The sequence below is a fragment of the Paraburkholderia flagellata genome (genome assembly GCF_021390645.1).
GTDB lineage: Bacteria > Pseudomonadota > Gammaproteobacteria > Burkholderiales > Burkholderiaceae > Paraburkholderia > Paraburkholderia flagellata.
The window spans coordinates 1,892,258-1,908,902 of sequence record NZ_JAJEJT010000002.1; the positions used below are offsets into that span (position 1 = coordinate 1,892,258).

The 16,645-nt window shown below is 54.8% G+C and carries 13 protein-coding genes; 7 read left to right on the forward strand and 6 right to left on the reverse strand.

Annotation, left to right across the window (positions count from 1 at the left end; genetic code table 11):
- Positions 1-183 precede the first annotated feature (183 nt).
- The 3 genes from L0U83_RS22785 to L0U83_RS22795 all read right to left on the reverse strand — a co-directional run bounded on the left by L0U83_RS22785 (position 184) and on the right by L0U83_RS22795 (position 3,456).
- Entirely contained in the window at positions 184-600 is a 417-nt protein-coding gene (locus L0U83_RS22785) for a VOC family protein (protein WP_233886351.1), read from the reverse strand.
- 184 nt (positions 601-784) lie between these two features.
- Positions 785-2,548 carry an MOSC and FAD-binding oxidoreductase domain-containing protein gene (locus L0U83_RS22790; protein WP_233886352.1) on the reverse strand — a complete coding sequence of 588 codons (1,764 nt, stop codon included), beginning with the start codon at positions 2,546-2,548 and terminating at the stop codon, positions 785-787.
- 41 nt (positions 2,549-2,589) lie between these two features.
- Entirely contained in the window at positions 2,590-3,456 is an 867-nt protein-coding gene (locus L0U83_RS22795) for a DUF427 domain-containing protein (protein WP_233886353.1), read from the reverse strand.
- A 531-nt stretch (positions 3,457-3,987) separates the two neighbouring features.
- Here L0U83_RS22795 and L0U83_RS22800 point away from each other — a divergent pair.
- The 3 genes from L0U83_RS22800 (at position 3,988) to L0U83_RS22810 (ending at position 8,214) form a co-directional block, all read left to right on the forward strand.
- Positions 3,988-4,863 carry an MBL fold metallo-hydrolase gene (locus L0U83_RS22800; protein WP_233886354.1) on the forward strand — a complete coding sequence of 292 codons (876 nt, stop codon included), beginning with the start codon at positions 3,988-3,990 and terminating at the stop codon, positions 4,861-4,863.
- A gap of 892 nt (positions 4,864-5,755) precedes the next feature.
- A complete protein-coding gene (locus L0U83_RS22805; RefSeq protein WP_373321099.1) occupies positions 5,756-6,511 on the forward strand; it encodes an aldolase in 756 nt (251 codons plus the stop codon).
- Positions 6,512-6,894: 383 nt separating this feature from the next.
- Positions 6,895-8,214 carry an MFS transporter gene (locus tag L0U83_RS22810; protein ID WP_233886356.1) on the forward strand — a complete coding sequence of 440 codons (1,320 nt, stop codon included), beginning with the start codon at positions 6,895-6,897 and terminating at the stop codon, positions 8,212-8,214.
- 83 nt (positions 8,215-8,297) lie between these two features.
- On the opposite strand, the gene L0U83_RS22815 is transcribed toward L0U83_RS22810, so the two are convergent.
- Complete coding sequence (locus L0U83_RS22815) at positions 8,298-9,185, reverse strand: LysR family transcriptional regulator (protein ID WP_233886357.1); 888 nt, start codon at positions 9,183-9,185, stop codon at positions 8,298-8,300.
- Positions 9,186-9,628: 443 nt separating this feature from the next.
- Here L0U83_RS22815 and L0U83_RS22820 point away from each other — a divergent pair, with 443 nt between their 5' ends.
- The gene (locus L0U83_RS22820; protein ID WP_233886358.1) at positions 9,629-10,369 is read left to right on the forward strand and encodes an enoyl-CoA hydratase/isomerase family protein; all 741 of its coding nucleotides are present in this window, start codon (positions 9,629-9,631) and stop codon (positions 10,367-10,369) included.
- A gap of 273 nt (positions 10,370-10,642) precedes the next feature.
- On the forward strand, positions 10,643-11,332 hold the full coding sequence (locus L0U83_RS22825) for a haloacid dehalogenase type II (protein ID WP_233886359.1): 690 nt from the start codon (positions 10,643-10,645) through the stop codon (positions 11,330-11,332).
- Between the two features lie 190 nt (positions 11,333-11,522).
- Here the strand turns inward: L0U83_RS22825 and L0U83_RS40870 are convergent, their stop codons facing one another.
- Positions 11,523-11,993: a DUF3331 domain-containing protein gene (locus L0U83_RS40870; protein ID WP_373321081.1), complete on the reverse strand. Its 471-nt coding sequence runs from the start codon at positions 11,991-11,993 to the stop codon at positions 11,523-11,525.
- Between the two features lie 451 nt (positions 11,994-12,444).
- Between L0U83_RS40870 and L0U83_RS22830 the strand changes: the two genes are divergently transcribed.
- Complete coding sequence (locus L0U83_RS22830; RefSeq protein WP_233886360.1) at positions 12,445-13,059, forward strand: EF-hand domain-containing protein; 615 nt, start codon at positions 12,445-12,447, stop codon at positions 13,057-13,059.
- Positions 13,060-13,408: 349 nt separating this feature from the next.
- On the opposite strand, the gene L0U83_RS22835 is transcribed toward L0U83_RS22830, so the two are convergent.
- Positions 13,409-15,220 carry an FAD-dependent oxidoreductase gene (locus L0U83_RS22835; protein ID WP_233886361.1) on the reverse strand — a complete coding sequence of 604 codons (1,812 nt, stop codon included), beginning with the start codon at positions 15,218-15,220 and terminating at the stop codon, positions 13,409-13,411.
- A 655-nt stretch (positions 15,221-15,875) separates the two neighbouring features.
- Between L0U83_RS22835 and L0U83_RS22840 the strand changes: the two genes are divergently transcribed.
- Positions 15,876-16,436 carry a TetR/AcrR family transcriptional regulator gene (locus L0U83_RS22840; protein WP_233886362.1) on the forward strand — a complete coding sequence of 187 codons (561 nt, stop codon included), beginning with the start codon at positions 15,876-15,878 and terminating at the stop codon, positions 16,434-16,436.
- Positions 16,437-16,645 lie beyond the last annotated feature (209 nt).

Sequence of the window (16,645 nt, forward strand, 5' to 3'; positions counted from 1 at the left end):
CGGCAACAAGCCCCACTATTCACCCCATGACTGCTGTGCCCTGGTAGCCACAACCGATACTCGACCCTTTGCTCGCAGGCAACTTCCGGTCTTTCATTCGGATGGACATGGCGAGCGTGACCCGCAAGGAAACGAGGCCACCTCACCCCTAGATTTTTCGCCCGCGCGCCTTCGACTGCGTTGCTAGCCGCGATATCCGCGCTCCTGCAACGTCCAGGTGTTGCCATCTGGGTCGCGAAACTCGGCGAAGCTGGCGTAATCGCGACGAGACGGATCAAGCCCCGGGTTCCAACCTCCTGCCCACGATTCGAAATCATCTTTGTGACGAATCGCTTCCACGTTCACACCGTTGCGCGAGAGCTGCGCAGTCGTCGCCGCGAGATCATCCGTCACAAGATAGACGTTCTTGAGTCTTTCAGGTGACTCTGTGGAAAGGAGTTGAATCGAGCATGCCGACCCCGGTGGCGTCAGCTGCACCACTCGGAAGTTGTCCGTTGGGTGGTAGTCCACATCCAGATTGAACGCAAGGCATTCGGTATAAAACTTCAATGCACGATCAATGTTGGAAACAGGGACCAAAATTACCTCTAAGGCGAGCATATGTACTCCCAGCTAACAAAACATCAAAAAACGGTTTTGAAGCGTGGACGACAGAAAGCGATTTTTTAGTTCGCGCCGAACACACCTCGCCCCATTCAACATGCACGTCCCGCGCTGGACGGCTCTAATATTTCCGTAGAGGTCCATCTGTCACGCGCCAGAGACGCACAAACCAAAAACAAGACTAAGCGTCGATAACTACATCACCTTTTGGGACCGCACAGCAGATAAGTACGTTGCCTCGTGGCGGAGACTCGATTGGTTCCACCTCATACCTGACCTGCCCCTCAATCAATCCAGTCTCACAGTTATGGCACACACCACTTCGACATGACCATCGAACTGGTACATCACACGCCTCCGCCAATTCCAGAAGGTTATTGAAGATGGACGAATTCCAATGTGCCGAAACAGCGCTTCGCGAAAAGTACACCAACGGGCCTGTATCGCTATCTTTCTCAGGTGTATGAGGCTTCCTGCTCGAATCACCAACAATCCCAGGCTTTAGCGAGTCCCCCCCTTTAAAGGCCTCGGTCCGTATGCGATCGTGCGCTATCCCCAGCTTCTTAAGGGCAGCCGCCATTTCATCCATGAAGCGATTAGGCCCACAAATGTAAACCTCGGCCTCAGCCTCGACACCAATGTTCTTGAACACATCTAGGGAAAAATGACCTTCGATGTCATAGTCCACGCCGATCCGATCAATCGGTAGTGGCCGGCTATAGACAATGCAACTTCGACCACGGGGCAGCAGCTTCACCAATTCTTGGGCTTCGTCTGCGAAAGGGTGATGTTGGCCATCGCGCGCCGAATGCAGCCACAAGACTGGGTTCTCAACGCGCTCCTTTGCCAAGGTATGCAGCATTGCCAATACTGGGGTGACACCGATACCAGCACTCAAAAGTACTAGCGGGCGGCCTGCTGTGTGAAGTGTGAAGGTTCCGCGTGGAGCGCTAACTTCGAGTACATCGCCTTCGCCCAAACCATCCCGCAAGTAGGCGCCTGCAACACTTCCCGGATTAACTTTTACTGCAATCCGATATTGCGAGACCGACGGATTACCGCATAGCGAGTAACTACGCAGAACTGGACGATCACCCGACGGCAGTCGCAAGCGTAGAACTATGAACTGCCCCGGCTTCGGAACGTCCAACGGTCGATCATGGGGATCTGCCAATGTCAGTGCGACAACGTCTTCGCACTCCCGTTCCGTCTTCACAACCGTAAGCGGCTGAAATCCCGGTGCTACGGGATACATAGATCCCGCCGGACTTAAACCAGCATTGGCGTGCACCACATCCTTCCGTTCAGCCCGGAGCATTTCTTCAAACGACCACTTCCAACCGGGTGAAAGCGCTTCGATTTCGAGCGCGCGCTCAAGTTGGTCACGAGGATGTGACGGCGAATACAACAGATTGTTGACCGCGAAAACAGTCATGCTCTCCTGCGCTTCTCCCACCTTCACAATATCGTCACCTGCGCCGACTGCCCCCTCCCTCAGTACCCTAAAATAAAAGCCCGGGCGCCCAGACGAAGTCAGCAACGCTGGCATCTTCGGCTCGTTCAGGCGTATGCCGACGCGATAGCAAGTAACCCGGGGTTGCGTAACCTCAAACAATGCACTCCCGATTTGATATCGGTCGCCGATACGAACCTCCGAATCAGGAAGCCCGTCGACTGTGAGGTTCTCGCCGAATTGGCCGAAGGTAAAGTCCGCGCGGCCGAGTTGCGTCTGCCAATGCTGATAAGACTCCGTCTGGTAAACCAATATCGCGCGATTAGGCCCACCGTGCCCCTGAAGATCACCCTGGCCATCGCCAGCGAGATTGGTTCTACCAACCCAACACCGTCCGTTCACAGGGGTTTTCCAGATACCGGTGTGAACGGTGCGGCCCTTCCACTCAACGTTGCGAGGGAGACCAACATTCACGGACACCAGTCGAGCCATCACTCTTCCTTTATCATGGAGCGTCAAAATCCGTGTGGCGACTACTTACGCACTGGCTTGACTTCATCGGTCGTAAGCCCTCGATCCGGCCCATGCGCGACAACGTTTTGCCCTGGTTCAGCGTGAAGACGCTTGCCATCTAACATGACCTCGACACGGTCCGGCTCGAACGACAACATACCGGATATGCGTGCAACCTCCGAGTAAGCCTCTGGATACGACCAAGCCGCAAGTTTTGCCGCACCAATGTCGAAATAGCTACAGATTCCCTTGTAGGGACAAAATGTTTGATGCGTAACCGCAGTGATTGCCGATTCGTTCACGTCCGCCCGAGCTATGTACCAACGCGGAGCAAAACCAGACTCATACAAAACAAGCGGCCGCGAGCTCTCCGCAATAACGCCCCCCTCGTATCGAACGACGATCTCTCGCGAAGTTTCGCGAATATCAATCCGGTGGTATGGGTCAGCCGCGTGTCCAAGAATGCGTTCGTCCTCCTCATAGAACCCGTCCATCGCTCGCCACGCGAATGCGACGCGCCCTTTCAGAACTTCCGCGTACGAAGGCAACTCGACATGCCGCCAAGCGGCGCGCGCCACCTCCGTCTCAGACGACTGCACTGAAAACCACTCAGTCGGACCAAGATCTCCATGACGAGTCTTGTGTTCGCTTCGCTTCAGCACGTGACTCGCGATGTCGCTCTCACGAAAGTACGCGACCGGGTACTTTCCTGGCTCAAACAGAAGAATTACGTCTTCACTGTCTGCAATCCACTCCCCCGCAAATCGGACCCTCATACGCCGGCGAAGCGGTTCTGCATACAAAAGCCTCTCGTGCAATGTTCCGGGCACTAGGAATTGTCCAACTGCCCCGGGGGCGAGAGGACCTTGTTGCCAGGACAGACCCATGATTCTTCTCCACAAAAGGGTTGTACAGCAGCTATCTCGTATCGAATCGATCAGACCATTCTCACTCACATCAGCCAGGGTGCATCGAAATCCTGGATTGGGCTATGGCCCAATCCCGACCCACTCGAGTTGAGGTAGCATCTATTCGATCAGGGAGGAATGTCAAACACTACCCGACGAAACGGTAACTTGTGAAATTACTTTTTACAGGTTTAGTACGATATAATGATGAAGTTCACTTGCGAGGTCAAGCGACTGATGCGGTGGCGTTAAGTACAGTGTAGTTCGCAAGTTCCAGTGTACGGGCACTGCTTAGAAGCACGAGCAGCAATGGCTCGGCTCCCGACTACTACCGCCACGGCACGGTTGCTCGTGACTCGATGCAAGCTACTTGCAAGGAAAAGTGAAATTTTGCCGGTGGCCGTCCGGTCGGGCGGCAGCGATGGCTCGCCACACGATGCGGTTCACGGACAGCGAGACGGCACATCAAACTGTGGAATGCCCCTTCCCCATGACAATCGCGAGGTAACCATGCGTTCCCAAGTTGCGTTCCAAGCACCTGCCATCAACAGGAAGAAAATTGGTGACATGACCGTCACCATGTTGAGCGACGGGTATCTCGACGTTTCGTTCGAGTTGCTGAGCGGCATCGATGCCGCCAACGCTGAAGCATTACTCGAAAAGCGCGGTGCGCCGCCGCTGCCTCGAATGAACATCAATGTTTATGTCGTTCAAACCGCCGACCGGACCATCCTCATCGACAGCGGAGCTGGTGGTATCAACGGTTGGGGCGGTCGACTTCAAGTGGCGCTAGCGGCGGCGGGCATTGACCCGCTTGAAATAGATACCATTCTGCTCACACACGCCCATCCAGACCACATTGGAGGCCTCGCAGGCCCACTCCAAACCCCGATGTTCCGAAACGTGGAGCAACTGTTCGTGCACGAGAAGGAACTCGAGTTCTGGCACGACGACAGCATTTACTCGAGCGCTCCCGACGGCTTCCGGCCCTTCTTCGATGTGGCAAGGAACGCCTTTAGCGCATACCGCGAGAAGTTGGTTCCGTTCAAGCAGGAGTCGATTCTGCCTGGCATCCAGACCGTTCCGTTGTTTGGTCACACGGCTGGGCACACCGGCTATCTGCTGGGCGACGGACCGGAGGCGTTGCTGATTTGGGGAGATATTGTTCACTTCCCACATATCCAGTTGGCGCAACCGGAAGTCACCATTGCTTTCGATAGTGACCCGACGCAGGCCGCACGCACCCGTGGGAAGTTGCTTGACCAAGTGGCAACCGACAAGCTGTCCATCACCGGGATGCATTTCAATCTGCCGACGACTGGTTCCGTGCAGCGCGAAGGGAACGCGTACATCCTCAACTACGATATGTGGTCTCCAGGCATATAAACGTGGCCGTCGAGGGTTCGGTTGAAGAGGGGTTGCCGGCCGATCGAAGTCACAATAACCACGTGGCCGCAGCCGCAATCGCCCCCGTCATCGACGCCGGCCTGGGGCTTTCCGTAGACTCGGACCGGCCTCACGGGAAGCGGAATCGGCAGTCGCGGACTGCCGTCAAAAAGAGGAAGGTGCTCCACGCATGCTGTACGTTGCGGCGCAACATCGGGAATGCGCACACTGTTGCACTGCCTGGTCGCGGTGCTTGTCTGCCCTCATTGTGTTCATCAGTGCAGTAGGGACGACGGTACGTTCAGATTGTGAAGCCAACTAGATAGTCGCTTGGCACTATCGGCGCCGAGACTACTTGCATGCAAGAGCTCACGATTGCGCATCGATTGGCGCAAACACGTCGCCTTGCAGACTCTCAAGACCTTCAGAAGATTCGGTGTCAAGCTTTCAAGAAAATCCGCGTAGTTTTTGGCTGAAGGGGGCAACCCTCCATCCCTGCCCCTCAGAAGTCGCAGCGCACGACTCGCGTCGTGCGCTTTTTTTCAGCCCAATATATTCATGACGCTGTTGAGACGCGTACTCAATCATCCACCGACATCACGAAGACCGTCCGTGATTGTTGTCGCGCGTGTTCATCAAGCGCGGCCATTTCCAGCACCGGCCGTGGAATTCAACGTCGCCACAACCTCGTAGCTCCGCCAAACAGACGAACGGCGCTTCAGATGAATTTCCCGCATAGCTGCTATTCCTCGCCCTTCATGGCTTCTGGTATGCAGATCCCTAATACTCCTATCAGCGGACTAGCCAAAGCGGCGTGGGTCAAATCGGCGACGTCATTGAGGCATCAGGAACACCCTAGAGCGGAGCCGGACTTTCAAATACGGAGTTGGACATGGAACTGCGGGCAAAGGAGTATTTCGATCAACGGGCGACCGAGGAGATGGCAAAAAACCTGAAAGCGGAGGAGCGCACAATTCAGGAGAAGCTGGCTTACGCATGCAGGATTCTCGCGATGACGGGTCAGGAGGCCGGACTGGCGGGTCAGATTACGGCACGTTCAGACAAACCGCGTTGCTATTGGACGCTGCGCTTCGGCCTCGGCTTCGATGAAGCGACTCCGGACGACTTCATCGAAGTCGATGCGGATTTGCATACGATCACGGGTAAGGGCATGGCGAACCCGGCAACGCGCTTTCACCTGTGGGTGTATGAGGCGCGGCCGCAAACGAACTCGATCATTCACACGCATTCGCCGTACGTATCAGCTTTGGTGGCCGCACGTCAGCCGCTCGTGATCGCGCAAATGGACATGACACCGTTGCACAACGACTGCGCGTTCCTCGCACACTGGCCGGGTGTTCCGATTGCCGATCAAGAAGGGGTGCTCATCTCCCAGGCACTAGGCGACAAGCGATGCATTCTCCTTGCGCATCATGGTCAACTGACGACCGGCGCGTATGTGGAAGAAGCAACGTATCTTGCCGTCTATCTGGAGCGTGCCGCACGCATGCAGGTAAGGGCGCGCGCATTCGGGCCGATCATACCGGTGGCGGACGATCTGGCTGCTGAGGCGCACGACTATCTGCTCAAGCCGTCAATCGTGAAGGGAACATTTGATTACTGGAGTCGCCAGGTAGACCGCTTGTGACAATTGACTCCTCTGCAAAGAGGTCCTTTGTATCGGTTGTCGGAGAAATGTACCGCCACGCCCAGGGGGCGGTGTATTCCTTACGAACCACGCGCCAACAGCGCAGTGTCGACTGAGAGTCATACGCTCTCCGCACGGGGAAGCAGTATCAGCAACGTGCCGCTGACACGCGCCGACAAGCAACGGCCTTGACGTTAGATTCGGGGAAGGTATGCACCGAATTGTGTAATTCATAGCTGCTATGAGGATTGCTCCATAGCTCGCAGAAATTGCCGGACTAATACTGTGGAGACTCGTCAATATTCGCCACACGGAGCCACATTCCGTTTTCTCTCGCATACCAGTGAACGAAAGCGACGAGCCCTAATACTTGGAGGAGAGTTATGTCGTTTTCGACCAGCGGTGGCGCGAGCGTATCGCGTTCAGCACACGCCCGTTCGCCGCGCCAATACGCAATAGTGGGCATCGCGAGTCTGATTGGTACCACGATCGAGTGGTACGACTTTTTTGTCTATGGCACCGCTGCAGCGCTGGTGTTCAACCGCATTTTCTTTCCGGCTTTCGATCCGATCACAGGTACGCTTGCCGCATTCGGCACGTATGCGGCAGGCTTTTTCGCACGTCCGATCGGGGCGATGGTGTTCGGTCACTTCGGCGATAAGGTCGGCCGAAAATCGATGCTGCTGCTCACGCTAGTCATGATGGGCATGCCGACGGTGCTAATTGGCGTTGTGCCCACATATGACAAGATTGGCTACTGGGCGGCCGTGATACTTATCGTGATGCGTGTGATTCAGGGCATCGCAATCGGCGGTGAGTACGGCGGGGCCGTTCTGATGGCGGTTGAGCACGCGCCGAAGGGAAAGCGCGGGTTCTTTGGTAGCCTGCCGCAGGCGGGTGTCGCGTTCGGCTTGGTATTGTCGGCTCTGGCAATGTCTGCCGTCGCGAAACTGCCAGAGGACGCAATGCTGTCGTACGGCTGGCGCATTCCGTTCTGGGCGAGTGTAATCTTGCTGTCGGTCGGCTGGTTCATCAGACTGCGGGTTGCCGAGTCTCCAGACTTCGAGCGCGTCAAAGCGCAAGGCGCACAAGTGAAGGCGCCGGTGGTAGAGGTCATGAGCAAGCATAAGCGCGCGTTGCTGACGGTCGCCGGCGGCCGGCTGGCCGAGGTGACATGGTTCTATACAGCCGCAACTTTTTCGCTGTCGTATGCCACGCAACACCTGCATTTGTCGAGCGGAACGATCCTGAACGCGGTCGTTTGGGGAGCAGCCGCTGCGTTAGGGACGATACCAATAGCAGGCTGGCTCGCCGACCGTCTACAGCCGCGAGTGGTATTCGGACTTGGTTGCCTCGCAATATGCGCGTTTGCATTCGGCTTTTTTGAACTGCTTGGTGCATCGGGGGTTGGCTCTGTCTATCTGGCAATGCTGGGCGCACTTGGCGTTGTCTACGCGCTGTTGTATGGGCCGGAAGCGAACCTCTTCTCCGCGCAGTTTCCGGCGTCGGTGCGCTATAGCGGGATTTCTCTCGCGGTGCAAACGTCGGGGGCGATTGGCGGCGGGCTCGCACCGGTCATCGCGACGTGGCTGGTAAAACTTGACGGTGGACAGACAGGCTACCTTTCGTGGTATCTGGTCGCTCTTGGACTAATCGCGCTTGTCAGCACCGGCTTGATGCGCAAAGACGAGGCAACCAGTTAAGTTGCATTGCGATCATGTTAGCGTGCTCGAGAAGCGAACGCGGAAGGCGATCTGACAATCATGGATAAACGAATCGCGAAGCGCTACTCCTTCGATGCGCTCGCGCGTGCGATTTCGAGCATGAGGGATGTCATAGCCGAAAGCTGGCAGCCGCGACGTGTAATCGCAACGATGCGCCGTCGCATCAGGGGGTGCTCAATGGGTACGCGCGTTAACTGATATTCACGCAACAGCTTCTCTGGAATTCTGCTCGGCAGAATGCATTGCCCGTTCGTCAAGGAGACCAGCTTGAGCATCGCGTCGACGGTCTCGACTTCTGCCGCGACAGTCGCGCTAAAGCTGCTGGTGTGCAACATTCGGCGCAGCGCATAGTTAGTCGGAAACACTACTAGCGGCGGCGTTTGGTCATCAAGCGAGATGGCCGCTAGCTTCGCGAAGCGCGAGCTCTCGTGCACGACAAAGGACATGCTCTCCTCAAAGAGCGGCGTGATGGTGAGTTCGTCACTAGCAACGGCCGAATCGTAGACGAAGCCAATTTCTGCGCGCCCCGCCTCGACCAGTTCGATAACCCCTGGCGAACTGCGCCCGAGAAGCACGACGCCGGCGGAGGGCCGTTGCGCCATAAACTTAGCGACCACTTCGGCCATAAAGTAATACGTCAGGGTGTGAATCGTTGCGACGTTGAGCGTGCCTGCCGTTACTCCGTGCTGATCGCGTAGTTCCGTGAGGGTGTTATCGATCAGTTGATATGCTGAGCGTGCCGACTCGAGCAACTTCTGCCCCGCTTCGGTCGGCACGACTCCGCGTCCAGTCCGGAAGAACAGTACCTGGCCAAGAGCGCTTTCCAAGCTCGCGAGCTGACGGCTCAACCCTGATTGGGTCAAGGACAACGTATCGGCAGCGGCGGATAGCGAACCGCAGTTGGCGATTTCGACAAACAGTCGCAACTGATGATCGAGGTTGCTTTTCATGCGTGGCCCAGAGCCATTGGAAGGAGCAACAGTTTATAGCGAATCACAGTTATCCGTTTACATGTCTAGATTGCCAAACTAGAAGATGCGACCCTAAACATTCTTGCCGCAGTATCCGGCTACCGGGAGCGTACCGGCGAGTTGGCCTTCCCGGTGACAGATATGGTTTGCAGATCGTTAAATCTCCCATTTTGTATTCGCACCAGATTGCGCGATGTAGCTTCCTATCGAGCCACGAGATCGCCAAATATATTGGAGCCTGTTCCGGGTAGAACCGTCGTCGTTGGGCGACCAACACCAACGTGCACTACAGATGCAAGCTCAGACGACGCATGGAATCCGTTGGACGTCGGGCCGAAGCACAGATTGCGTGATATCGGGCGGTGTGGCGGCCTCGCGTCACACCAGGACAGGGAGATAGTGCAAAGTCGTGAGGTTGGTGCGTGGACCTGAACTTTAGTCATATGAAATCGGACGTCACGTCGGAACTTGTCGGCAACGTGTGGGTTGTCGATATGCGTACGCCCGCCCTTACCGCCGAGCTCTTTGGCGCGCTCGCAAACTCTCTGCAACTGGCGCGGAACGACACGCGCGTAAAATGCATTCTGATCCATGGAACGAACGACTACTTGTGCGCCGGGCGTAACATCGCCGAATTTAAAGCGTTCTGTCCGAGTCGAAGCTCAATTGCTATCGCGCGTTCTGTCCGCGCTTTAGCAACTCAGCCGAAGCCACTTGTTGCAGTAGTAAACGGCATCGCGTCTGGCTTTGGCGCGTTAGTGCTGTTGTACGCAGACCATGTCGTCGCCGGGCAGCGCGCCACTTTCCAGCTCCCGTTCGTGGACCTGGGGATCATTCCAGAAGCGGGGGCGACTGCGCTGTTGGTAAGAAGGGTCGGAGAGTTGCGCGCCCGTGACTGGCTGATGAGTGGCCGCGTAGTGTCTGTCGAGGAAGCATACGAGTCTGGCTTAGTTTCAAGGGTTACACATCAAACCTCCGCGCTAGCCATTGCGAGTGACTATGCGTCGATGCTTGCGACCAAACCGCCGAATACACTGCAAGGTATTCGAAGACGAGTATTCGACGAACTCGCAAGAGGAACATCAGAGAGCATCCCTACAGAGCTTGACTATATGAACAGTGATGGCCACGCGAGAATTTGGCAATACGTACCTCATGCCTAATTTTCGCCACGATGTGAATAATCAGATGTTTCAGGGCGCCGTCAGGTTGATACCGTTTAGGACGGGGACGCGAGCGCGCGAGTTTGAACAAGCGGTCGAAGCACGTCTCGCTGAAATGGTGCAAACTCGTACGGTCGAGAGAACGTCGAAGGCGCGTAACCTGTAATCACACTTTTACCCGTCCACGCAGAATCGACTTCGATGCAATCGGTGGCGATTGTGCATCGCACGAAAACGCGTATCTATATCCTGTATGAGCCAGAGGAGACCGAAGTGGACTCAATTCGAGCGTGCATATTTGATGCATATGGAACGCTTCTCGACGTTCATTCTGCCGTCATGCGAAACGCAGAAGCGACAGGTGAACACGCTGAAGCGCTCTCGACACTATGGCGATTACGTCAACTGGAGTATTCGTGGACGCGAACATTGATGGGCAAATACGTCGACTTTTGGCAAATTACCGTCGACGCATTAGACTTCGCGTTGAAGACATACCAACTCGAGACGCAGGGAGGGTTGAAAGAGCGACTCTTGGACGCCTATCTAGAGTTGGGCGCGTATCATGACGCGGCCGAAACACTCAAATCTCTGAGAGATCGGGGATATGTTACGGCGATTCTATCAAACGGAAATGATGCAATGCTTCAGGGCGCATTGAAGGCTGGGAATCTCACCGACTGCCTTGACGCTTGTCTTTCGGTTGACGAGTTGAAGATATATAAACCGGATCCTCGCGTATATCAATTCGCCTGCGATCGACTGTCAGTTACACCTGGCGAGGTCTGTTTTGTCTCGTCGAACGCGTGGGATTTGGCGGGAGCTGGTGCGTTCGGGTTCAACACCGTGAGGATTAATCGTCAATCAGCGCCTTTGGAGTACGATTTCTCACCGCTCAAGCATCAAGTTAAAGCGCTATCCGAACTCCCTGCCCTGCTGCCTAGCTCTGTTTCAAAGAGCTGAGTGACACGGTGGCCAGCCAGCCCACGGAAGACATCTGAAATAGACCACGTGACCGCAGGCTCGCACGGGCAACTTCACTCTCGGCGAGTGACACCTGCTGCAGAGTCTGCGTAGCGTATTCTGGCGTCTTAAAAAAACGCTGCAGGTACCGAGGCGCCCACTTCGTCTTCACAAGTCGGATCCGGGAAATTTACACCCTTACTACGGCCTCAGTCGCTAGTTGGCGCAATGGTTCCGGAAGAATCTCCACTTGCGAATTTGATGCTACAAACCGCCTCCGAGCTGCCGGCCGGAATACCAAATCACCTCGCCGTATCGTTGCACCTGATAGCGCGCATCGTTTCGATCTCCGGGCTAGAGTCAAAACCCACCGCTGCTCACCATACACTCCCGACCTCGAATCACGCCAGCGCATGATCACTGCGTCATCGGATACCCATTCAACAATATGAATGTATGCCGAACCAGAAAAACTCTCCTCCCTACACCATTCCGCTGCCGTTATATTCTGACGTACAGACAAATCTCCGCTGACAGTCTCCCGCGCTTGACCGTTCGAAAGTCCTTGAATGATTTGTTCCCACGCATCCCAGTCACGATCTATTACCATACGTTGAGTCGGTTCATCGGAGCATTGTATTTCGACATCGCCTAAACACATCGATCCTCGGTTCTTCTGATCTATCCCGGTCGCCGACAAATCGGTCTACGAAATCACCGACCGCCTTTAATTCAGCCTTCACAACCAGATTCACCGTCTTCATCCAAAACGCCGATGATGCCCGCGAATCACGATCGCCTGTCCTCGTCGGATCATAAGATCGCGCAAAGCATTTTACTCATGCGTACAGTCGTCGCTTAGTATGCAGTACGTACATCGCTGTTCCATTTGAAACATCAATCGACTAGAACGCCCCATACAAGTGCCGCAATCTTGGCGTAAGTGAGTCAAGCGTCAGATGATATGAACCCATTTTCCCTCGCTTCTCGGCGCTTCTGAATCCGAAGACGGCGCTACCATCGAGTGCGCAATGAACAAGCGATGAACAGTGCGTATCGTTGGCTAGCAACTTGAAGGATGTCAAATCTCTGTCAATACTGGAAAACTCGCCATGACCTTAGCTCCAATCAGCCGGCTTTTAGCAACTGAATTTGCCAAAGTGAATAGCAAGCAATCTTCTAGCGCTCACGCCGATCCCGTTTTTAGTCTAGTGGGAAATTCATCGGTCCAAGAGACGCCACCAGCTCAACATATCAAATTCGACGAAAGCGCCGAGGGAGTCATACACCTCGCGAGTGTGGGCGTCATGGACATCACAATCTACGCGAATCCGCTGGCCGCACAAATCAGCGGATCACCGTTACCAACTGCCGCTGCAGAGCTCATTCCAGTTGATGGTAGCGTATCGAAAGCAGACTTTGAAAGGATCGTGGCGCAGTATGGTGGAAGCGTTGGCGAGGCAGACCAGCTATTCTCGACCTTCGATGCCAACGGAGACAACTCAATCTCCAACGCTGAACTCCTGGCAGGGCTGGCACAATTGAATGATAACGGCGGCGATACTACATTCGCCCAGACCTTCGGCGAGTTAGTTGATAAGCACGGTGATCACAACGGGATCGTCGACAACTTGGAACTCACCGACTTCGAAGCCGCGTTTGTACAAGTCGAAACATCGGCGCAAGCGGATACCGGGACGACCAGTTCGCCTCGCATTGCGAGTTGAGCACGTTGTCGGCAAGGTAATCTACGCAACACCCTGGTCCGCCGAATCCCACATCCGAATTTCGATTACGTTTTGAGCGGCAGCTTCATCTTGGGGGGGGACGCCCCCCGTCCGGTTGTTCCGTCTTGCCGTTTTTCCGCATGGCCGGTGATCCGGCCTCTGTGCCCATCTGTAAGCAAACAAGCAAGACCGTTCTGGCGTACCGATTGATGTCTTTGATACTTAATATTCCCAATTATTGTAGGAATCAAAGCGGACAAGACGTGGAACGCGCGCAACGGGCGGTGGTTTGCTCGTTATCATTTAGTTTGAACATACCCGATTGATGCCCTCTCGGGGCGCACCTCCGCTAGGATTCACTCGCGAGGAGACTATGGACTTCCGCGACCACGGCAGCCCCCTCTCCAACTGCGGAAGCTACGCGCTTCGTAGAACAAGACCGGACGTCACCAACTGCGAATATCCCTGGGACGCTCGTCTCATAAGCGAAATGGTGCTCTTCTCCACTGTGATGCAGAAGAGGGCCCGTCATAATGAAGTCCTTCTCGTCGAGTTTTACTCCACAACCTGACAACCAACGAGTGCTGGGCTTCGCGCCGGTAAACAAGAAAAGATGTTGCGAACGGATAATCAGCCGTCCGCCGTCCTTATTCAGGGTCACCTTTGGAGTCTCTCCCTCAACATCTTCCACGTCTTCCACGGTGGACCGAATGTGGATCGTGACATTTGAAAGCTTCGAGACGCGTTGCATCAAGTAGTGTGACATGGTTTGCTGCAGGCCATCTCTACGAATCACGACGTGGATGCGCGACGCGTAGCTGGCAAGGAAAACAATAGCCTGACCAGCAGAATTTCCGCCTCCAACCAGCACGATTTCCTCGCCGCGACAAAGACGCCCCTCGATCGACGAAGCCCAGTAGTACACGCCAAGATCACAAACAGAATTCAATCCTCGTATATCGGGTCGTGAGTATGATGCGCCCGTGGCAATGATCACCGTTTTTGCTTGGCAAACACGATCGTCGCTCAAATGAATTCGAAAGGGTATAGAGGCACAATCAAGCTTTACCACTTCTGATTGAATAACGATATCCGCCCCGAACTTTACCGCCTGCTCGAATGCCCGGCTTACCAAAACGTGCCCAGAAATTCCAGTCGGGAAACCCATGTAGTTTTCAATCCGCGAACTTGCGCCGGCTTGTCCCCCGAAGCCTCTTGAGTCGAGCACCAAAACGGCCAGTCCCTCCGAAGCCGCATATACAGCGGCCGCCAGACCGGCTGGTCCAGCGCCAACGATGACCAAATCGTATGTCCGCTTTTCGTCAAAATTCCCTCGAATGCCCAACGCGCTTGCCAGTTCGGTTGCGTCCGCATTTCGCAATACTCTGCCGTCCACGAGCATCGCTATTGGCAAATCATTTTCCTTGTATTCAAGTTTGCCGCGCAACGCTTCGGCGCCTTGGTCGTCCGAAGGATCGATTACTCGATGCGGATGATTAACCCGTCGCAGTAGATCTGCCAATGCAAGAAATTTCGGTTCGGAGGGTGCTCCCACCAAGATCGGACCGCTTCCATCCTGAATGAATGCGACCCGTCGCAGTATAAACGCTCGCATCAGCTCGGAACCGAGCTGCGCCTCAGCGATCATCAGGGACCGCAGTCGAGGTGGAGACACGAGGATCATCTCCACGTCGGTGACAGCATGAGCCTCGACCAAATACGGTTTTCCGCTGAGCGTTGCAGTTTCGCCCAAAAATTGCCCTTCAACTATTTCGTCGAACGAGCGCGAGCGATCAAGCGCATCGCGCATCACAATTCTCACTCTCCCACGAACCAATACGTGCATTCCTTTACTTGGTTCGCCAGTGCGGAAGATAGTCTCACCCGCTTGCCAGCTCCTCCTTTCACCAAACCGCGCGATTTTGTTCAGGCGAGTCGCGCTCAATACTGGGTACATCTGATATCGACGGAGTTCGACTTGCGTGCGCTGAGCGGCCTCTTCGATTTCGTAGCTTTCGGGCGAGACCGGCCCCTCGCCTCTCGGGATGCCATGCTCGCTCATATGTGACAGCCCCTCCTCAGGACGTTTGGTCCGTGCGACAGAGCTCAAAGCGCCAGATGCTTGGGTACTAGCGAGATCATCATTTGACGAAATATTCATCGGAACTCCCTTAATTGCACTAGCATGTGGCGCGACCTGTCGATATGCCGCCATCTCGGATGCCCAAGTTACGGAGAGATCCGAAATGCTTATTTGCTAAGCCTATGCTCTCGTTTGAGCGGAGAGCAGCTGTATTGATTGCGCGTCTTGAAGAAAAACGCCCCAACCGTGAAACCTCCGGCTGGGGCTCTTCTGCCCGAGACTCACTCGGCAATTGTGGCGATCAGTCTGAAGATTGGCTGCTGCCGCTTCCGCATGCTGTTGCTAGGTTAGGCAGCTCGATTTCAAGTGTCAAGAACGTGCCTCCTCGCGCCTCACCGTAACCCTTGATTGCTTTAGTAACCGGTATACTAATACAATACGGGAATCTATTCGTCGCGCCAACACGTCTATGTTGGTCGACTGCAACAATCAGCCCACGAGAACTCGCGTGGTCGAATGGAGTTAGAGCACCGTGCCGTCCTAGCTTTCGTCCAACGTGACATCAGCCTCCGATTTGTCCGTGAGGCAACGGAGGTGATGTTAGGCGTTGAGACAACCGCTTGCTGAGTCAATGAAGCATGTGCTACATGAATTTCAGCACAGAGTGTAGTTGTTGACAGTCGAAACTGTACCTACTAGTATGTACTTAAACTGAGTTTCCAGGACTGCTCACATGAGTAAGAGGGAAGAAATCGTAGCGGCGACAAAGGCACTGCTATGGGAAAAGGGCTATGAGGCAACCAGTCCTCGCGACATCCAAGTGAAGAGCAATGCCGGCCAAGGCAGCTTTTACCATCACTTCCCGAGCAAGCTTGCGTTAGCCGCAGTCGCAATTCAGGAAGTCGTGGATGAGCGTATCGCCGATTTCGAAGAAGCGATGAAGTCGTCCGGTCCGTTCAAGGTGCGATTGTCTGTGTTCATATCTCACAACGTGGAACCGTTGCGTGGATGCCGCGTCGGGAGGCTGGTTTGGGACGCCGCAATCCAAGAAGATGAGTTGCGGCAGCCTCTGGAAATGTACTTTCAGTACCTTGAGCGACGGTTGATAGAAGTACTGGAAGCGGAAGTGGAAAATGGGCGAAGTAGGCTCATCGTACCTGCTTCTGAGATTGCGCTTATGATTCTAATGGTGGTCCAAGGGAGTTACACTTTGAGTCGTGCTGCGAATCGGTCTCGTGCGGAAGAAGCCCGCCACGCGCTTTCGACCTTCTTAGATATAGCTATTGTGGAATAGTGCTTTTTTTGTTGCATGCATTAGTGACATTCTCAACCTCAATCGTTCGAGTGGAACATTGAAAGCGGTAGAGATATTGCACTGCCAGATGGAACTCCAAAGTTAACCGATAGACCACAGTTAGTCCGTCCTCGCCGAGCGTGCTCAAGACGCCTCGACGAGACGGCACAGTCGGAGCTACGTTTTACTGGTCACTTGCGTGATCCTTT